Consider the following 18,024-nt stretch of genomic DNA (forward strand, 5'->3'; position numbering starts at 1 on the left):
GGCTCGTCCGAGGGGCGTACCTTCCGTCCGCCCGCACGCCGATGCGGTGGGTCCTGGAACGAACATGAGCGACGCCGACAAGCGATTCCACGAGCAGTGGCTCGGCATGGCGCAGCCCTCCGAGGGGCTGGTCGTGTCGGTGCCCGTGCTGGTCGATGCCCAGTGCGCCGAGAAGCTCCCGCGGGAGGCGCACCTCTCCTTCCTCGAGTGCCTGGAGGAGGACCCCGAGGAGAGGCTCCGCGTCTCCGATCTCGCGCGGCTCTTCTCGACCGTCCTCGACCTCGGTCCCGAGCGCTTCGACGTGGGCGACGCGCTCCCGAAGGAGCTCTCCCTCTACGTCGTCGAGGGCAAGCAGCTCCTCCGGCCGACGCGCGCGCTCCGGTGGAACAAGCCGCGGGAGGAGTCGACCGCCGCCGCCGACAGCACGCCCGCGGCGCAGGCCGGGCGGCCGTACGCGATGCTCGTCTGGGAGGTCCCGCCCGAGGTCGAGCTGCTCGACAGGCCCGAGAAGGTCACGGGCGCGTGGGAGTACCCTGCCCAGGCGAAGCTCGAGCGGCTGCTGCGGGAGTGCCGCGTGCCCATCGGGCTGCTCTCGAACGGTCACGAGATCCGGCTCGTCTACGCGCCGCACGGCGAGTCGAGCGGCTGGATCGCGTTCCGCGCCGCCGACATGGCGTCGGTGAGCGGGCGGCCGATCTTCGACGCGTTCGTGATGCTGCTGTCGCGGCAGCGCTGGTTCGGGGTGGCGGCGGAGCAGCAGCTCCCGGCGATCCTGGCCGAGAGCCGCAAGCGCAACGCCGACGTCACGACCGAGCTGTCGCGCCAGGTGTTCGAGGCGCTCGAGGTGCTGCTCGCGGGGTTCGCCGCGGCCGAGGAGCGGGACGGCACGGGCGCGCTCCGGGACGCGCTGGAGCGGGGGGACGACCACCTCTACGCGGGCCTGCTCACGGTGCTGCTGCGGCTCGTGTTCCTGCTCTACTGCGAGGACCGGGGGCTCCTGCCGACCGAGCACCCGCTGTTCGCGCGAAACTACAGCCTGCTCGGGCTGTTCGACGCGCTGCAGGCCGACTTCGGGAAGTACCCCGACACGATGCACCGCCGCTTCGGGGCGTATCCGCGGCTCGTGGGGCTGTTCCGCGTGGCGTTCCTCGGCGTGTCGCACCGGGACCTCGTGATCCCGGCGCGGCGCGGGCAGCTCTTCGATCCGAACGCGTATCCGTTCCTCGAGGGGTGGGGGGCGGAGGGGAGCGCGCCGATCACGCAGGCGGAGGCGCGCGCGGCGGTGAAGCTGCCGAGCGTCGACGATCTCACGGTGTACTCGGTCCTGGAGAGGCTGCTTTATCTCGGCGGCCAGCGGCTCTCGTACAAGGCGCTCGACGTGGAGCAGATCGGGAGCGTGTACGAGGCGCTGATGGGCTTCGGGGTGAGGCGCATCGAGCGCGGCGCGGCGCGGATCCGGCTCGGGAGCAAGAGGGGGGCGGCGCGGGTCTGGGTGGAGGCGGACGCGCTGCTCGCGGCGCCGGCGAACCGGCGGGAGCGGTGGCTCCAGGACGAGCTCGGGTTCGACAAGAACGTGGCGGCGAAGATCGCCGGGGCGGTGAAGGGGGCGAGGACGGCCGAGGAGGCGCTCGGGGCGCTGGAGCCCTTGAGCGGGAGGACCCCGGAGCGGGCGGGGGCGGGGGCGCTGGTGATCCAGCCGGGGCCGGAGCGGCGGAGGACGAGCAGCCATTACACGCCGCGCGAGCTGACGGAGCCGATCGTGCAGCGGACGCTCGATCCGCTGATCAAGGCGATGGGGGAGGCGCCGAGCTCGGAGACGCTGCTGAACCTGGTGATCTGCGATCCGGCGGTGGGCTCGGGGGCGTTCCTGGTGGCGGCGTGCCGGTACCTGGCGGACCACGTGGTGGCGGCGTGGACGCGGGAGGGGCGGCTGGAGGTCGTCGCGAGCGCGCACGACGACGTCGTGAATCACGCGCGGCGGCTGGTGGCGCAGCGGTGCCTGTATGGCGTCGACAAGAACACGTACGCGGTGCAGCTCGCGCGGCTGTCGCTGTGGCTCGTGACGATGGCGCGGAACGAGCCGTTCACGTTCGTGGACCACGCGATCCGGCACGGGGACTCGCTGGTGGGGCTCGGGTTCGAGCAGATCCGGGCGTTCCACTGGAAGCCGAAGGCGCAGGTGGAGCTGTCGGCGGGGCTGCTGAGCGAGGCGCTGGAGGAGGCGATCGGGATCCGGAAGAAGATCCTGGAGCTGGCCGGGGAGGGGACGTACGCGGCGCAGCGGGAGAAGGAGCTGCTTTTGGCCGACGCGGAGGACGCGCTCGACCGGGTGCGGCTGATCGCGGATCTGGTGGTGGGGGCGTTCTTCGGGCGGAAGAACGACAAGGAGCGGGAGAAGGAGCGGAGTCGGCGGCTGGACCGGGTGACGGCGTGGCTCGCGGCGGAGAGGGAGGGGGACGCGGCGAGGGCGGGGGCGATCCTGGGCGAGCTGCGGGGGATGCAGGCGGAGATCCGGCGGGAGCAGGTGCCGTTCCACTGGATGATCGAGTTTCCGGAGGTGTTTGCGCCGGGGAGGGCGGATCCGCTGGAGGGGAATCGGGCGACCGGGAGAGCGTTCATCGACGCTTTCGTGGGAAACCCACCGTTTGCGGGCAAGAACGGGATCAGCGCGGCGGGCGGCGAGCACTACATCGACTGGTTCATGGCGCTGATGCCGGAGTTGCAGGGCCGGCCCAACACCGATCTCTGCGCTTATTTCTTTCGACGCGGCATGGACCTGCTCGGGGCCAATGGGACGCTGGGGCTTGTCGCCACGAACACGATTGCGGAGGGCGATTCGCGTCTGATGTCACTCAAGGCGCTCGTGGACGCCGGCGGAACCATCTACCGCGCAGATGCCAACCAGCCCTGGCCAGGCGACGCGGCCGTCACGGTCTCCGTGGTGCATATCGCCTTCGGGTCGACCAGTCGCGACGTTGGCCAGCGGTACCTTGATGGGCGCCCCGTATCGGCGATAGACTCGAGGTTGCTGGCTCAGCGGGAACGGAGCGATCCGCAGCGTTTGTCCGCGAACAAGCAGATCAGCTTCATGGGCGGCAAGCTCGTGGGTGCAGGGCTCGCCGTGACGCTTGAACAGTATCACGAGCTGGTCGCCGCGGATCCGAAGAACGCTCGGATCCTGCGGCCATATCTCGGCGGTGAAGAGGTCAACCGGAATCCGGGAGGCAAGTTCGATCGCTACATGATCGACTTTACCTCGAAGTCGCTCGAGCAGGCACGAGAGTGGCCAATGCTGCTTCGTATCGCCGAGGAGAAGGTTCGCCCGGCCAGAGAGCGTGACAAGCGCGGCACTTACCGCACGTACTGGTGGCGACCGGGGGAGAGCGGTGGGGCTATGTACTCAGCTCTGCAGGATCGAGAGCGCTGTATGGTGACTGCACGCGTGACGAAGCATCTTATGTTTTCCTTTCAGGAGAAGAAGATCTTCTTTAGCGAGCAGCTGTATGTGTTTGCTCTCGATTGTTCGACCGCCTTCGCAACTCTCCAATCCCGCATCCACGAGCCCTGGGCCCGCCTCCTGTCGTCCTCGCTCGAAGATCGGCTTCGCTACGCCGCCTCCGACTGCTTCGAGACCTTCCCCTTCCCGAAGCCCGACCCTCGCGCCGTCATCCCCGAGCTCGAAGCCATCGGCGAGAAGCTCTACGAGACCCGCGCCCGCTTCATGGTCGACACCAACCAGGGCCTCACAAGGACCTACAACGCCCTGAAGGACCCCGACAACGACGACCCCCGCATCCTCGAGCTTCGCGCCCTCCACGAGGACATGGACCGCGCCGTCCTCGCCGCCTATGGCTGGAGCGACATCGCCGTCCCCCCGTACTGCCCGAAGGCCGACGAGGATCGCGCCGCCGTGCAGGCCTTCGAGGACGCCGTCATCGACCGCCTCTTCGCCCTCAACGCCGAGCGCGCCGAGCAGGAGAAGCAGGCCGCCGCCGCCACCGCGCCGGCCGCGAAGGGCGCCAGCAGAGCCGCCGTCAACAAGCCGGCCGAGCCCGCGAAGAAGCCGCGCTCCCCGCGCAGGAAGGCGACGGCCACGTTGCCCGGCTTCGAGGACGAGCGCGAGCCGTGACCCGGCGCGCCGCGGGAAGACCTCGACGACGAGGGCACCCCGGAGCCGCCCCGCACGGGCCACGATCGGGGAACACGGCGGTCAGGGAGAGCTCGACCTCCAGCGAGGATCGCGCCGCCGTGCAGGCCTTGGAGGACGCGGGCATCGACCGCGTCTTCGCCCTCAACGCCGGGCGCGCCGAGGGCGAACGACCCGGCGCGCGCTGGCCGCAGCCGCCGCGAGCAGCTCGCTCGCCGAGGTCGAGGCCGACGGCGCTTCATGTGCCGTTTACAGCCAGGTTGAATTTTAATTCTCGCGGAGGCTGTCGGCAGCCTCCAGGTTGAATTTTAAATCTCGCCGGAGGCTGTCGGCAGCCTCCAGGTTGAATTTCAATTCTCGCCGGAGGCTGTCGGCAGCCTCCAGGTTGAATTTCAATTCTCGCCGGAGGCTGTCGGCAGCCTCCAGGTTGAATTTCAATCCTCGCCCGGGGTTCTCTCCTCCCACGGCGGGAGGGTGGCGATCCACCCCGCCCACCAGAGCGGAGCCTCGAGATCACGGGAAGCCGCCACCGCCTCGGCGAGCGTCAGGGAGAGCGTCACGGAGAGCGTCCCTCGCTCGACCAGCGTCCACAGGAGGGCGTGCAGCCCCATGACCCGGCCAACGTCGCCAGGGAGCTCACGATAGAGCCTGGGCTTGCCCTGGACGGCCGTGATCTCGATGGGAGCATGGAACTCCTGCCGGACCCGGGTCAGCAGATCGAGCGCCGGGAACAGCGCCGTTTCGTACGGTGATGGCCCCAGGAGCTACCGCAGTCCTTCCGCGGGCATGAGGAGCTCGGCGGCGAAGGCGCGCGCCCGCTGCTCTACATGCCGTACGCCCTTGCCCACGTCGTCCTCCTGATCGACGACGAGGTGGATCTCTCCCTGCGGAGGATCGAACAGGATGTGCCCGAGCTCGTGCGCGAGGTCGACGCTGGCCGTCCATGCTGGGGAACGGACGGAGGCAGGCGCCCAGGGCAGCGACACCGGCCGGAGCCAGCTTGGCTCGCGCGAAGCTGCCATGGTATCAGCCTGCCCATGGCCGTCCTCCTCGAGGAAGCGATCCAGCAACTTCGGGAGCGCATCGCAGCCGGCGCGCGGAGAATCGCGCTCCGGGCGCCGCCGGGCTTCGGCAAGACGACGGTCTTGCGAGGGCTCTCCGACTCGCTCGCCGGGAGCCGGCGCGTCGTGCGGATCGAGGTGCCCGAGGGTGACGACGCGGCGCTGGTGGCGCTCGTCGAGGCGGCGGCGCAGCTCGACGGTGGGACGCCGGAGCTGCTGGACCGGGTGGTGCCGCGGCACGAGCCCGCCCGGGTTGCGTGGGCGAGCAGGCTCTTGGCGGTACGGGAGGCGCTCTCCCGCGGAGGGCAAGATGTCGTGGTCCTCCTCGATGGCCCCCGCTTCCAGACTGCTTCCGGCCCCGAGGGCGAGTTGTTCGCCCGGCGCGCGGTCGAGCTGACCGAGATGCTGCTCGACGCATGCACCGGCACGCTCGTGCTCGCAGGCCCATGGATCCCCGGTGGGGTCGCCGAGGACGCTGGCTTCCGGCTGCCACTCGTTCGAGATCCGCGGACGGCGCACGCGCAGGACGCGGTCCATCGGCTGGGCGGGCGCCTTCCGCACGTCCCACCGCCGGTCGTGCAGCAGGTGCTCCGGGCGCTCGTCGCGGCGAACGTCGACGTGGCGCGCATCCCCGCCCAGCAGATCCGGCTGGATCACCTGGTCCGACAGCTCGGACGCGTGCTCGCGGAGTGCCCGGAGGGGCGGCGCGTCATCGCACGTCTCACGGCCCTCCGCGTCCCGTTCTCGAGCAGTTTGCTCGAGCGCGCTGGGTTCGTTTCGCTTTCGGACCGGGTGAGGGGAATCATCGACCCGCTCGTGGAGGAGCTCGACGATGGATCGAAGCTGATTCCGGATGCGCTGGCGCGAGCGATCCGCGGCCATTGGGACTGGAAGCTCGACGAGCTGCAAACCGACGCGCATCACTTCGCAGCCGTGTACCACCGCGAGCGCTTCCAGGCCGCGCACGAGCGCGGCGACGTCGCCGCCGCCGTCCGGGAGGAGCTCGAGGAGATCCACCAGCTCACGGAGGCGGGCGACGCCGTAGCGCTGCTCTCCCGATCCCTCCAGTTCGTCGAGCAGTACGACGCGCTCGGCAAGGCGCTGAGCCAGAAGGCGCTCCGCGCTCCGCGCGAGCAAGAGGAGAGGCTGCGCCGCGACGCGGTCCGGGCCTATGAGCGGGCGATCGAGCATGACGAACGGGACGCGTATGCTCATCATTACATCGCGTTCAACCTCGATGTCCTCGGCATGGATCCCGAACGGGTAGAGCGGGAGTACATCGAGGCGCGAGATCTCGCTCCGTGGCATCCCTGGTATCACGGTCGTTATGTCTGCTTCCTCGTGACGAGGGTCTGGATGAAGGAGGCGCGGGCCGCCTGGGACCGCGCGCTGAACGAGCTCGCGGGGAGCGGTCCGTTGCAGGCCCATGTGTACGAAGAGCTGCACGGGCCGGTCGCGCGGCTCCTGCTGTCGCGCAGCAGGCTCGATTTCGCCGCGGAGGTGCTCGAAGACGTGCCCCGAGAGCTGCGGGGCTCCTGGTGGCACGCGCTCGATCAGCTTCGAATTTGCCTCGAGGAGGACCGCGACGAGCGGCTCGTCTTCCCCCCGATACTGCCGCTCGCCAAGCGCTGGGAGGGACCACACCTCGCCGACAAGCGTGAGGTCAATGACTGGAAGCCGGGGCGAGTGCTCGGCCTGGACGAGGAGATCGTGCTCCTGCTCGTGGCGAGTGGCCCGGACACGGTCTCGACCGTTGACCTCTCGGCGGACGAGCTGCGGGAGGCGTGGAGCGCATTGCCGGGCCAGCTGCGCCCGGGTACGTTCGTGGAGCTGATCGAATACGCCGACGGCACGAAGGGGGTGGAGATCTGGGATCGCCTGTCCTCGTCCTTCGAGGAGGTCCCTGGCCTTCCGAAGCTCTTTCCTCATCCTGACCGGTACGTCCGCCGTGCCTTTGCCTGAGCTCGCCCCGGATCATCTGGTCGTGCTCGCCTTCGGCCCCGGCAGGGGAGAGCTCGTCCTGGTCCGTGTGCCGCCGGACGCGTGGATGGTCGTGGACGGCTGTAGCGCCGACAGGATCGACTACGCAGCCGCGGCGCTATCGCACTACGATGCTCATCCGCGCATCGTGATCCTCACGCATCCCCACGATGATCACAGCGGAGGTCTGACCAGCGTGATCGAGGCCGCGACGCCGCGCGATCGCAAGGAGATGTGGCCCCGCATTGGTATGGTGCCGCCGCCGGGAGGCCGGCCGTCGGGCTTCGTCGGCGGCGCCACGGAAGACGTCATCGCCGCGATCGAGACACGCTGGAGTGAGGTGCCCTCCTGCCGCTGGGATATGATCATCGGCGATCTCGAGCCTCTGGGCGAGGCCACGCTGCGTGTGGTGTCCCCGCGCACGGATCTGCGCGCCGAAGCACTCAGGCGATGGGGGATCGGGCAGCCGTTCAACAGCAATATCCTCTCCACTGCGCTACTCCTGACGTGGCGAAAGCGGCGCCTCCTGCTCGGCTCCGATCTGGTCGAGCGGCCTGGCAACGGCTGGAGCCATTGCTTCGAGGTCGAGCCGCAGCTCGGTGATCACGACGTCCTCAAGGTGCCTCATCACGGCTCCGACGAGGCACTCCACGACGACATCCTGCGACCAGGCGCCCGTGTGCCCGATCCCCTCCGGATCTTCGCGCCGTTCAGCACGAAGCGATTGCCGAGCTTCGCGGCCGGGCGGGGCGCCCACCGCGTCGTATCCCTTGGCGGCACCAGCTATCTCACAGGCTTGCCGAGACGCCACGATCAGCAATCCGGGCGCGCCGAGGTCCGCACCCTCACGGAGCTCGGGGCGCACCACAAGATCTCCTTCGACCCGACGACGACCGGCTTCCCGGACTGTTACGTGCTCGTGTCGATCCCACCCGACGACGGACCTCCCACGGTCGTGCAGGGACCGGGGAGCCTCCGCGTCATGCGGGACTCCAGCGGGGCTGCGCCGACGACGGAGCACACTCACCTCCTCGGCGGCGAGAGGTAACCGGCCGCGCTTCGCGGGTTCCGGTCCCACGCCGCGCTTGATACGCTGGGGAGCCCGCATGCCCGACGTGACCGCTCCCCGAGACCACCTCGTCCGCGCTCTCCACGCCGATCTCGTCGGCCCCTACCAGCTCGACGAGGGGGCCATCGCCGAGCAGGAGATCCTGGAGCTCCCGCCGTCCCGGCACTACCTCACCGGCTTCCTCGCGTCGGAGGAAGAGCGCTCGCCCGAGGACGACACCGCCGACGACGGCCTCGGCGCCGGGCCCGACGAGCCCGAGGAGGAGAACCAGGGCGGCGGCGAGGAGCCCGAGGACAAGCGCCCGAACCTGTGGCCGGCCTCCATCGGCATGAGCGTGCTCGTCCCGAGGGAGACTCGCGCGGTCAAGGCCACCGTGCGTTTCGCCGAGTACTCTCCCGACACCGTGAAGCCCGAGGGGCGCGGGCGGGGACACCGCGTCTGGAAGCGGAAACCCCGGCAGACGATCGTCACCGAGGTGCCGCTCGACGCGCGGATCCTCCAGAGCGGCATCCGCCTCCAGGACACCGTGGGCATCATGCTTTATGGCCAGGTCAAGGCCGTCGAGCGCGCCCGGGGCATCCCGGAAGGGACACAGGCGCTCGCGCTCTTCGTCGTGAACCGGCGCGGACAGGGCGACAAGGGCCGGCGCGACGAGCAGATGATCTTCCAGGTCGAGCTGGAGATCGAATGCGCGGAGGGCATCGTCCCGCGGCCGAACTTCTCCGACGAGGACAGCGACCAGTGGGATCAGAAGGTCGCCGATCTCCAGTTTCGCGAGCGCGTCGAGTACGCCGTCGGCCACGGCGTCGCCGTGGAGGTGCCCCCGGGGCAGGGCGGGGTCGGCGATGGGGGCTCGCCCGGCGAGCCGGGCTCTGCCCCCAGACCCCCGGTCACGCGCGTGAAGACCACCTGGCTGCCCGAATACGAGGTGCGGCGGGTCGTCGCCCACGAGGAAGAGGGCGTGACCGTCGCGATGGACGAGCTCGCGAAGCTCGAGCGGGGAGAGGACGTGCGCGCGCGGCTGGAGCGCCTGCCGGCGGCCTACGGCGCCTGGATCCAGAAGCAGCGGAGCACGCAGGTCGAGGGCGACAAGCGCGCCGAGACCCGCGACGAGCTCATGCGCAAGGCCGAGGAGGCCCGGCGGCGCATCGAGGCGGGGATCGAGCTCCTCGCGAGCGACGCGCAGATCCGCCAGGCGTTCTGCATGGCCAACGAGGCCATGGCCGAGGCCGCGAGGCACAGGAGCCCTTCCCGCTACCAGGGCGGCAAGCGCCCCGAGTGGCGCCTGTTCCAGCTCGCGTTCCTGCTCATGAACCTGAACGGCGTGGCCGACGGCGAGCACGCCGACCGCGAGCGCGTCGAGCTCATCTTCTTCCCGACCGGCGGCGGCAAGACCGAGGCGTACCTCGGCGTGATCGCCTTTTGCCTGCTCCTCCGCCGCCTCCGGCGGGCGAAGCTGCCGGATGGCGGGCTCGGCGTCGCCGTGCTCCTCCGGTACACCCTGCGCCTGCTCACGCTCGACCAGCTCGGCCGCGCGGCGACGCTCCTCTGCGCGCTGGAGTCGCAGCGCCGGAAGAGGCCCGCGGTGCTCGGTGATACGCGCTTCTCGGTCGGCCTCTGGGTCGGGCGCAGCGCCACGGCCAACACGATGGAGGAGGCGTCCAGGCTCGTCACCGGCTTCAAGCTCGGCGTGAACGGCAATCCGTGCCCGCTGCCCGCGTGCCCGTGGTGCGGCAAGGAGCTCGGCCCGAACAGCCTGTCGCTCCTGCCCTCGAAGACCGCGCCCGACGAGGTGCGGGTCGGCTGCACCAGCGAGACGTGCGAGTTCTCGTGCGCCAACAACAGCGAGGGCATCCCCGTCGTCTTCGTCGACGATCAGGTCTACCGCGAGCTGCCGAGCTTCCTCATCGCCACGGTCGACAAGCTCGCGATGATGCCCTGGCGCGGCGAGGCCGGCATGCTGTTCGGCAAGGCGAGCGCGCGCGGGGGCCGGCGCTTCTACGGCCCGATGGACGGGAAGCCGCCGCGCGCCGCGAAGAGCCTGCCCGGCGGCCTCGCCCCTCCCGAGCTCATCGTGCAGGACGAGCTTCACCTGATCTCCGGGCCCCTCGGCACGATGGTGGGTCTCTACGAGACCGCGGTCGACGCCCTCTGCTCGCGGCCGGCGAGCGCCGATCCCCGATCCACGGCGGCGCCCTCCGTCGTGCGGCCCAAGGTGCTGGCGGCGACGGCGACGGTCCGCCGCGCCGATACGCAGATCCAGGCCCTGTTCGGCCGCCCGGCCGCCGCGGTGAGCGTGTTCCCGCCGCCCGGCATCGACGATTCGGAGACGTACTTCGCGACCGTCGACGGGAAGAGCCCCGGCCGCAAGTACGTGGGCGTCGCGGCGCAGGGGCGCAGCATGAAGGCGATCCTCCTGCGCGTGTACCGGACGCTGCTCGCCGGGGCGATGAAGGCCTATGACCCGTCGCTGCCGCCCGACCAGACGGCGGACGCGTACATGACGCTCGCCGGCTACTTCAACAGCCTCCGGGAGCTCGGCGGCATGCGCCGGCTGGTCGACGACGAGGTGCTCGCCCGCACCAAGCAGGCGGAAGACGCGCGTCCCCTGAACGCGACGGGAAAGCACCTCTGGTTCGAAAACCGGGAGCTCGGGGACGAGCCGGTCGAGCTGACGAGCCGCGAGCACACGGACAAGGTGAAGCGCACCAAGGACCGGCTCAACAAGCCCTGGCGCGATCCGGAGGCGATCAACGTGCTGCTCGCGAGCAACATGATCTCGGTCGGCGTCGACATCGATCGACTCGGGCTCATGGTGGTCGCGGGCCAGCCGAAGACGACGGCCGAGTACATCCAGGCGTCGAGCCGCGTCGGCCGCCAGGAGAGGTGGCCCGGGCTCGTGGTCACCGTGTACAACCTCCACAAGTCGCGGGACCGCTCGCACTACGAGCACTTCGCCGCCTACCACGAGAGCTTTTACCGCTTCGTCGAGGCCACGAGCGTGACGCCGTTCTCGGGCCCCGCCCTCGACCGGGGGCTCGTGGGCACGCTCACCTCCATGATCCGCTTCGCGTCGCACGACCTGACCCCGCCGAGGGGCGCCATGGCGCTGCCGGCGAACCGGCACCTGGCGGACGCCGTGGTCGAGCGGATCGCCGCGCGCGCGAGCTGTCAGCCCGAGCTGCAAAAGGACGGGCAGGAGAAGCTCGCGGAGGAGCTCCGCCTGCGCGGCCACAACCTGCTCGACACGTGGACCGACCTCGTGCGCTCGACCCCCGAGGAGCCGAAGCAGCGCCGGTATTCGAAGTTCGACCGGGAGAAGGTCGGCGGCAAGCCGCTGCTCTACACGCCGCTCGACGAGGAGCGCCCGGGCCCCGACACGGCCGATGGGCGCTTCGCGGCGCCGACCTCGCTGCGAGACGTCGAGTCCACGGCGCACCTCTGGCTCGTCGGGCGCCGGCTGGGGAGGCAAGACTGATGGCCACGCCGAAGAAGAACGCGAAGGGCGGGCACAGGCCCCCCGAGGGGAAGATCCGGCTGAGCCAGGTCGTGACGACGTTCGGCCCGGGCGCGATGGTCGACCTGCTCGACCACGCCGTGCTCATCGGCGGCACCGACTTCTGGCGTTACGACAGGTACAAGGACCAGGGCTTCATCGACGAGCCCCGCCTGCGTGACGCCATCGTGGCCAAGGTCGGCCCGAAGCTCGGGATCGAGCTGAGCATCAACCGCGCGTTCCGCCTGCCCCCCGCGGGCGACGACGACGCGCCGTCCCAGTACAGCGGCATCCAGGTCGCCGAGTTCCCGTCGTGGTTCGTCTGCCAGCGCTGCCGCGCGCTCGGCCCGTCGAAGAACCTCGAGCGGGAGAAGGGGCGTTATTACCATCACTGCACCAACACGCAGAAGGAGGTCTGTGTCCCCGTGCGGTTCGTGGCGACGTGCAAGCGGGGGCACCTCGACGAGTTCCCCTGGAGCTGGTTCGTGCACACGTCCCGGGAGGCGCGGTGCGACGCGCCGGACCTCTACCTCAAGGAGGACGCGTCCGGCGACTTCGCCCATATCCGCGTGTGCTGCGGCGTGTGCGGCGCGGAGAGGAAGCTCTCGGAGGCGCGCGAGCCCAAGGTCCTGCCGCAGTGCCGCGGGGAGAGGCCGTGGCTCGGGCCGGAGGGGCGCGAGGAGAAGGGGTGTCAGGAGAAGCTCAACCTGCTCGTCCGCACGGCGAGCAGCGGGTACTTCTCGCAATGGATGAGCGCGCTGTCGATCCCCGACAAGGCGCGCGAGATCGAGAACAAGGTCAAGCAATCCGACGTGTGGAACGTCGTGACGGAGGTCACGCGCGAGGATCTCCCGGTGCTGCGCAAGGTCGTGGCCGCCGTGCGCAACGCGCTGCGCGGCCACAGCGACGACCAGGTGTGGGCGGCCATCGAGACGATCCGCAAGGGCAAGCCGCCGGCGCGGGACGGGCTCAAGACCGCGGAGTACAGGGTCTTCCTCGAGGCGAGGGACGAGATCGACGGCCAGCTCCCGCCGCGGGACGACGACTTCTTCGCCTGCCGCCTCCCGCCGAAGCGTTATCCGTTGCCGCCGAAGGTGAGCCGCATCGTGCTCGCCAAGAAGGTGCGGCAGGTGCGCGCGCAGATCGGCCTGACCCGCCTGTCGGCGACGCCGCTGAACCTCCAGGGCGAGACCGAGGACGTGAGCAACCTCCAGCCGCTCGGGCTCACGACGACATGGCTGCCGGCGGCAGAGATCTTCGGCGAGGGCGTGTTGATCTGCCTCGACGAGGCGAAGGTGCAGGAATGGGAGGGCCGGCCGGCGGTGATCCGGCGCGCGGACGAGCTCGAGGACGGGTACAAGCAGGAGTTCAAGGGCAGCAGTCGAGGGCCCGCGTTCCCTGGAGCCCGGTTTTACCTGCTGCACTCGCTCTCGCACCTCCTGATGGCCTCGATCTCGCTCCAGTGCGGCTACTCCGCGAGCGCGCTGTCCGAGCGCATCTACTGTGCGCCGGCGAACGATGACCTGCCGATGGCGGCGATCTTCATCATGACGGGCACGAGCGGCGCGGAGGGCACGCTCGGAGGGCTCGTCGAGCAGGGGCGCTTCATCGAGCGGCACCTCCGCCGCGCCTGGGACATGGCCTCGCTGTGCTCCAGCGATCCCGTGTGCGCCCACCACTCGCCCAGGGATCAGTCGGGGCGCCACCTCGAGGGCGCCGCGTGCCACGGGTGCCTGTACGTCGCAGAGCCGGCGTGCGAGCGGTTCAACCGCTACCTGGACCGAGCGCTCGTCGCGCCGGCGATGGGGCACGATCCCGAGCTCGCTTTCTTCTCGGTCCGGCCGTGAAGGGACCGGGGTTATCCGCCGTCACGGAGCAGGATCTGCTCGGACTCGTCGCCGTTCTCGACCGAGAGGGCGTGCGCGTACCGATCAACGAGACGAGCCTGCGAGCCAGCGGCCTCGGGCACCTCGTGGAGCCGCTGAGGCCCTATCTCCGGCTCGGGCGGGAGGGCGTTCGCGCGCTGGTCGACGTCGCGCTCGCCGAGCGGCGGCACCGGAAGACACCCAGGCTCACCCTGGTCTGGACGGGCGACGACCCGGGCGTCAGCCATTCCCGCCACACGCGGGTCGTCCTGCCCGAGCTCTTCGCGCGGGCGCGGGAGCACGTGCTCATCGCCGGGTATTCGATCGACCACGGCGCGGAGCTGTTCGCGTCGCTGCACCGGGTCATGGCCGACCATGGCGTGACGGTGGAGCTCTTCGTCGACGTGGGACAGCTCGCGGAGCGGCTGCGGCACGCGGTCAAGGGCGCTGGGCAAAGCTGGTCCCTGGTGTCGGCGCCGCTCGAGGCCGCGCAGGGGAACGTGGAGCGGGGGAGGGCGGTCGTGGCGCTGTTCTACCGGCTGATGTGGCCGTTCGGGGATCCGAGGCCGGTCGTGTACTTCGACCCGCGGACGGCGGAGAAGCAGAGCGCGGTCAGCCTGCACGCCAAGTGCGTCGTGATCGATCACGAGTACACGCTCATCACCTCCGCGAACTTCACGGACCGAGGGCAGACGCGGAATCTAGAGGCCGGCGTGGCGATCGAGGACCGGGGGTTTGCCGCGAGCCTCGAGAGGCAATGGTGGAACCTGGTGGACGCGGCGGTGGTCGTCAGGGCATGAGGTGCTCCGTGTCGGGGCCGCGGGTCAGCCCGACGTTCAGGCGAACGGCGCGGCCTCCCGCCGGCCCCGCCGGCGAAGCGGTCACCTGTAGAACGCGACGTCGTCGATCCAGATATCGAATGCCTGGCCCGGGCCGAAGCTGAACTGGATGTTCCGGATCCTGTCCTGCGCGAGCGCCTCGAAGACGCCATATCCGGTCTGGACGAGGCACCCGGCAGGGACCTTGAAGTGCTTCCAGTCGGGCGTCAGGGTGACGATCGTGTGGAAATGGTCGTAGCAGGGCACCTGCCCCTCGTCGTCACCGCAGATCCCACCCTCGTTATCGGTCTGCTGATCGACGAGCGTCACGAACAGGTCCGTGGACGACCCTTCCTCGGCGCGGGCCCAGAAGGTGACCCCACGGTACGCGGTCGCGTCGTAGTAGCCGCTCAGGCGAATGCCGATGCCGGCTCCCCACTCGGTGAAGAGCTCGTTGCCGCTCGTGTGCACGCCCCTCTCGCTGTCGCCGCGCGCGGGGCTCATCGCCTCGACGAGCTTGGACTGGTGGGGAGGTTGTTGATCTCCGTCCTCGGAGTTGTCGTGGAAGAGGATCCAGACCCCCTGCCGAGGGATTGCGCCGTCACCCTTTGGGATGGCGGTGTTTCCATCCTCCATGTCGTCGATCATCGACAGCTCCAGGGGCTCCCCCGGCACGACCTCCAGCATGGTGCAGTCGAGCTGATCGCCCGCGCCCTCTCGCTCGGGCGCCTCGATCCCGAGGATCGCGTTGCATCCGGGCCATACCGCGGCGGCGCAGAGCGCGCCGGCGCCCGCCGCGAGGGGCACGCGCGCCACGGCTCCGCCACCCGTCCTGCGCCGGCGGCGTCGCATCAGAAGCGCCCCCGCAGGGCGATCCCGCGCGGCCCCAGGGCGATGTGCGCGCCCGGGCGCTCCGGCGTCGGCGCCGTCAGGAACAGCGCGACGCCGCCGGCGAGCGCGGCGCCGCCGGCGATGAGCATCACCGTGCTGATGTCGCCCGCCGCGACGGCCTGCTCGCGCGCCTCGTACCCGATGTCATCGCAGATGTTTCCATGGTGGCAATGGCCATCCGCGTTGCTCTCGTCCCGCTTGAGCACCGCGCGAACCCCGAAGAACACACCGACGCCGGCCCCGAGCAGCCCCGCTCCCCCGACCACGAGACCCGCGGCGCGCTGGGCGCCTCCCGTCGTGGATCGCGCTCGCTGGGGCACGATCGCAGGGACGGGCGAAAGGGCGGGGATCGCCACCGACACCGCCTCGCCGTCCGCCGTCACGACGGCGGACCCCCTCCAGGGCCTGCGATCCCTCGCCGTCGCCACGATCTCGTGCGCTCCCGCGTCCACCGGCAGCGACGCGCCCCACTGCGCCTCGCCGAGCGGCACGCCGTCGCGCGTGATCTCGAGCCCTGGATAGGCCCGCACCGCCGCCGGGACGTCGACCGTCAGCGTCGCGAGCCTGGGCTTGAGCGCCGCGGCCCACGCGCCCGCGCGCGCCGAGCGCTCCGCCTGCCCGGCCTTGGCCGAGAGGGCCTCGACCATCGTGTACTGCGCCCACGCGCTCGCGAGCTTCCCCCACTCCTCGTAGCACTGGCCCAGCGTCAGCTTGGCGCCCAGCCCGTCCGGCACGAGCCGCGTGACCTCCTCCAGCTTGCCGCACGCGCTCGCGAAGCGCCCGGCATCCATCTCCGCGGTGGCCTGATCGTAGAGCGCCTGGGCGGTCAAGGCGGCGTGCCTGTCGACCTCCTGGGCCTGCGCCGGGCGGGGCGCGATCAGGGCCGCGACGAGCGCGGCTGGGGCGAGCCCACGAGCGCCTCGATCCGCTGAAAACATCGGTGCTCCACTCCTCCCGTTGGTCCGGCCTGGGCTGCCGCGCGGGCACGTGCTCAGTAGATTCCCTCGTACTTCCTGCGCGGCACCGCCGGCGCCGCGGTCGAGGAGGCGGCCGCGCCCGCCGCCCTCCGCGTGACGGGCCTCCGGGCCGGCGCCGAGCCCAGCCGGCGCACGGGCGCCGTCTGCCATGGCGGCTCGCTGGCCGCGCTCGCCGGCGCGGCCGGCGCCAGGGGCGCGGAGGCGCTCGGAGGCGGCGCCGGCGTCGGGGCGGAGGCCGGCGCCGGCGACTGGGCGACGGCGCCGGGCGTCGCGGTGTCCGCCGTGGCCGGGGCAGGCGCCCCCTCTCCGGCCGGGGGCACGACGCCGGCCGGGGGCGCGGCCGGCGGGGGCGCGACCGGCGGGGGCCCGACCGGCGCGGGCCGCTCCTGCGCCACGCTCGCCGACGCTGCCGGAGCCGACCGCTGCTGCCCCGACAGGGCCACCCAGCCGATCCCGGCGGCGAGCGCGGCCAGCGCCGCGCCCGCGATCGACGCCCCCCCGGGGGACCTGCGCAGCCTGCTCCACGCCCAGTCGCTCGAGCGCGCGGCCGGCGCTGCGCGGTCGACGGACTCCGAGAGGGTCCGCGCCATGTCGTGGCCCGACGTCGGCGCCGGCGCTTCCACCGTGGGCCGCGACGGGCGCACGGGCGTCAGGTCCAGCGCGGCCTGCGTGTCCGCCAGCGTCGACGCCGCGCCGGGGGCCGATCTCATGGCCAGAGGCGCCGTGGCCTCCGGCCCGCTCTCGGACGTGAGCACCCGCAGCGCGGCGGCCAGCTCCTCGATCGCCTGAAACCGGTGCTCCGGCCGCCTTTGCAGGCACAGCGCCACCACGGTGTCCAGCGCGTCGGGGAGCCCCGGCCGCTGCTGGCTGGGCAGGATCGGCTCCTCTTGCAGCACGCGCGCCACCACCTCCGTCAGCGTCTCTGCGGGGAAGGGCATCATCCCCGTCACCAGGTGGTGCAGGACCACGCCCATCGACCAGATGTCGCTCCGCGTGTCCACGCGCTTGGCGCGTCTCATCTGCTCCGGCGCCATGTAAAGAGGGGAGCCGTGCAGGACGAGGGTGTTCGTCAGATCCGTGGCGTCGGGCTTGATCCGCCTGGAGATGCCGAAATCGAGCACCTTGACGAGCGGCGCCCCGCTCGGCCGGCGCGTGAGGAACAGGTTGGCCGGCTTGAGGTCGCGGTGCACGAGCCCCTGGGCGTGCGCCTCGGCCAGCGCGTCGCAGACCTGCAGGACGTGGTCCACCGCCTCGCGAACGGGCAGCGGCCCGCGCTCAAAGACGATCTGCTGCAGGTCGCACCCGACCAGGTGCTCCATCACCATGTAAGGGGCGCCGGTCTCCAGCCTGCCGACGTCATGGACGCGGACGATGTGCTCGCCCTTCAGCTGCACCGCGGCGCGCGCCTCGCGCAGGAAGAGCTCCGCGGCCTGGGCGTCGGCGAGCGCCCGGGGCAAGAGGAGCTTGATGGCGAAGAGCTCACCGAGCTCCCGGTGGCGCGCCGCCACGACCACCCCCATCCCGCCCCGGCCGAGGAGCCGCTCCACCGTGTACTTGCCGAGCAGGACATCTCCCACATGGACCGGCGAATCGAGCTCCTTCACGGCGTCTCACCCCGGGCTGATGAGGACAACGCGACCACCGTCAGGAGGACGCAGCAATCATAAGCAATCGTAACGGCTGCCGCGGAGCTCCGTCAACGCCAGGGCTCTTTCATTTA

11 protein-coding genes are annotated in these 18,024 nt (G+C 70.8%); 6 read left to right on the forward strand and 5 right to left on the reverse strand.

The genetic code is table 11. The features are described from left to right. The first annotated feature begins 64 nt into the window (after positions 1–64). On the forward strand, positions 65–4,129 hold the full coding sequence (locus WMF31_RS17760) for a type IIL restriction-modification enzyme MmeI (RefSeq protein WP_436603086.1): 4,065 nt from the start codon (positions 65–67) through the stop codon (positions 4,127–4,129). 452 nt (positions 4,130–4,581) lie between these two features. Here WMF31_RS17760 and WMF31_RS17765 read toward each other — a convergent pair whose 3' ends face one another. Both WMF31_RS17765 and WMF31_RS17770 read right to left on the reverse strand, forming a co-directional pair. Further along, the gene (locus tag WMF31_RS17765) at positions 4,582–4,758 is read right to left on the reverse strand and encodes a hypothetical protein (RefSeq protein WP_436603087.1); all 177 of its coding nucleotides are present in this window, start codon (positions 4,756–4,758) and stop codon (positions 4,582–4,584) included. A gap of 153 nt (positions 4,759–4,911) precedes the next feature. Next, positions 4,912–5,169, reverse strand: a complete 258-nt coding sequence (locus WMF31_RS17770) for an ImmA/IrrE family metallo-endopeptidase (protein WP_129348395.1) — start codon at positions 5,167–5,169, stop codon at positions 4,912–4,914. A 15-nt stretch (positions 5,170–5,184) separates the two neighbouring features. On the opposite strand from WMF31_RS17770, the gene WMF31_RS17775 reads away from it, so the two are divergent. The 5 genes from WMF31_RS17775 (at position 5,185) to WMF31_RS17795 (ending at position 14,418) form a co-directional block, all read left to right on the forward strand. Beyond that, positions 5,185–7,170, forward strand: coding sequence for a hypothetical protein (locus WMF31_RS17775; protein ID WP_436603088.1), 1,986 nt, complete (start codon positions 5,185–5,187; stop codon positions 7,168–7,170). After that, positions 7,157–8,236, forward strand: coding sequence for an MBL fold metallo-hydrolase (locus WMF31_RS17780; RefSeq protein ID WP_129348391.1), 1,080 nt, complete (start codon positions 7,157–7,159; stop codon positions 8,234–8,236). Before WMF31_RS17775 ends, WMF31_RS17780 begins: the two co-directional genes overlap by 14 nt. Positions 8,237–8,303: 67 nt before the next feature. Beyond that, positions 8,304–11,735 (forward strand): DISARM system helicase DrmA, encoded by a 3,432-nt coding sequence (drmA, locus tag WMF31_RS17785; protein WP_436603089.1) that lies wholly within the window; start codon positions 8,304–8,306, stop codon positions 11,733–11,735. Further along, positions 11,735–13,600 carry a DrmB family protein gene (gene drmB, locus WMF31_RS17790; protein ID WP_436603090.1) on the forward strand — a complete coding sequence of 622 codons (1,866 nt, stop codon included), beginning with the start codon at positions 11,735–11,737 and terminating at the stop codon, positions 13,598–13,600. Before drmA ends, drmB begins: the two co-directional genes overlap by 1 nt. 71 nt (positions 13,601–13,671) lie before the next feature. Further along, entirely contained in the window at positions 13,672–14,418 is a 747-nt protein-coding gene (locus tag WMF31_RS17795) for a phospholipase D-like domain-containing protein (RefSeq protein ID WP_436603091.1), read from the forward strand. 81 nt (positions 14,419–14,499) lie between these two features. On the opposite strand, the gene WMF31_RS17800 is transcribed toward WMF31_RS17795, so the two are convergent. Genes WMF31_RS17800 through WMF31_RS17810 form a run of 3 tightly spaced genes read right to left on the reverse strand, consistent with a single transcriptional unit; the run spans position 14,500 to position 17,908 of the window. Beyond that, positions 14,500–15,252, reverse strand: a complete 753-nt coding sequence (locus WMF31_RS17800) for a hypothetical protein (protein WP_165373275.1) — start codon at positions 15,250–15,252, stop codon at positions 14,500–14,502. A gap of 35 nt (positions 15,253–15,287) precedes the next feature. After that, positions 15,288–16,265, reverse strand: a complete 978-nt coding sequence (locus WMF31_RS17805; protein WP_436603092.1) for a tetratricopeptide repeat protein — start codon at positions 16,263–16,265, stop codon at positions 15,288–15,290. A gap of 53 nt (positions 16,266–16,318) precedes the next feature. Further along, positions 16,319–17,908: a serine/threonine-protein kinase gene (locus WMF31_RS17810; RefSeq protein WP_436603093.1), complete on the reverse strand. Its 1,590-nt coding sequence runs from the start codon at positions 17,906–17,908 to the stop codon at positions 16,319–16,321. Positions 17,909–18,024 lie beyond the last annotated feature (116 nt).

The organism is Sorangium sp. So ce1036 (genome assembly GCF_051369805.1).
Classification (GTDB): Bacteria; Myxococcota_A; Polyangia; order Polyangiales; family Polyangiaceae; genus Sorangium; species Sorangium cellulosum_F.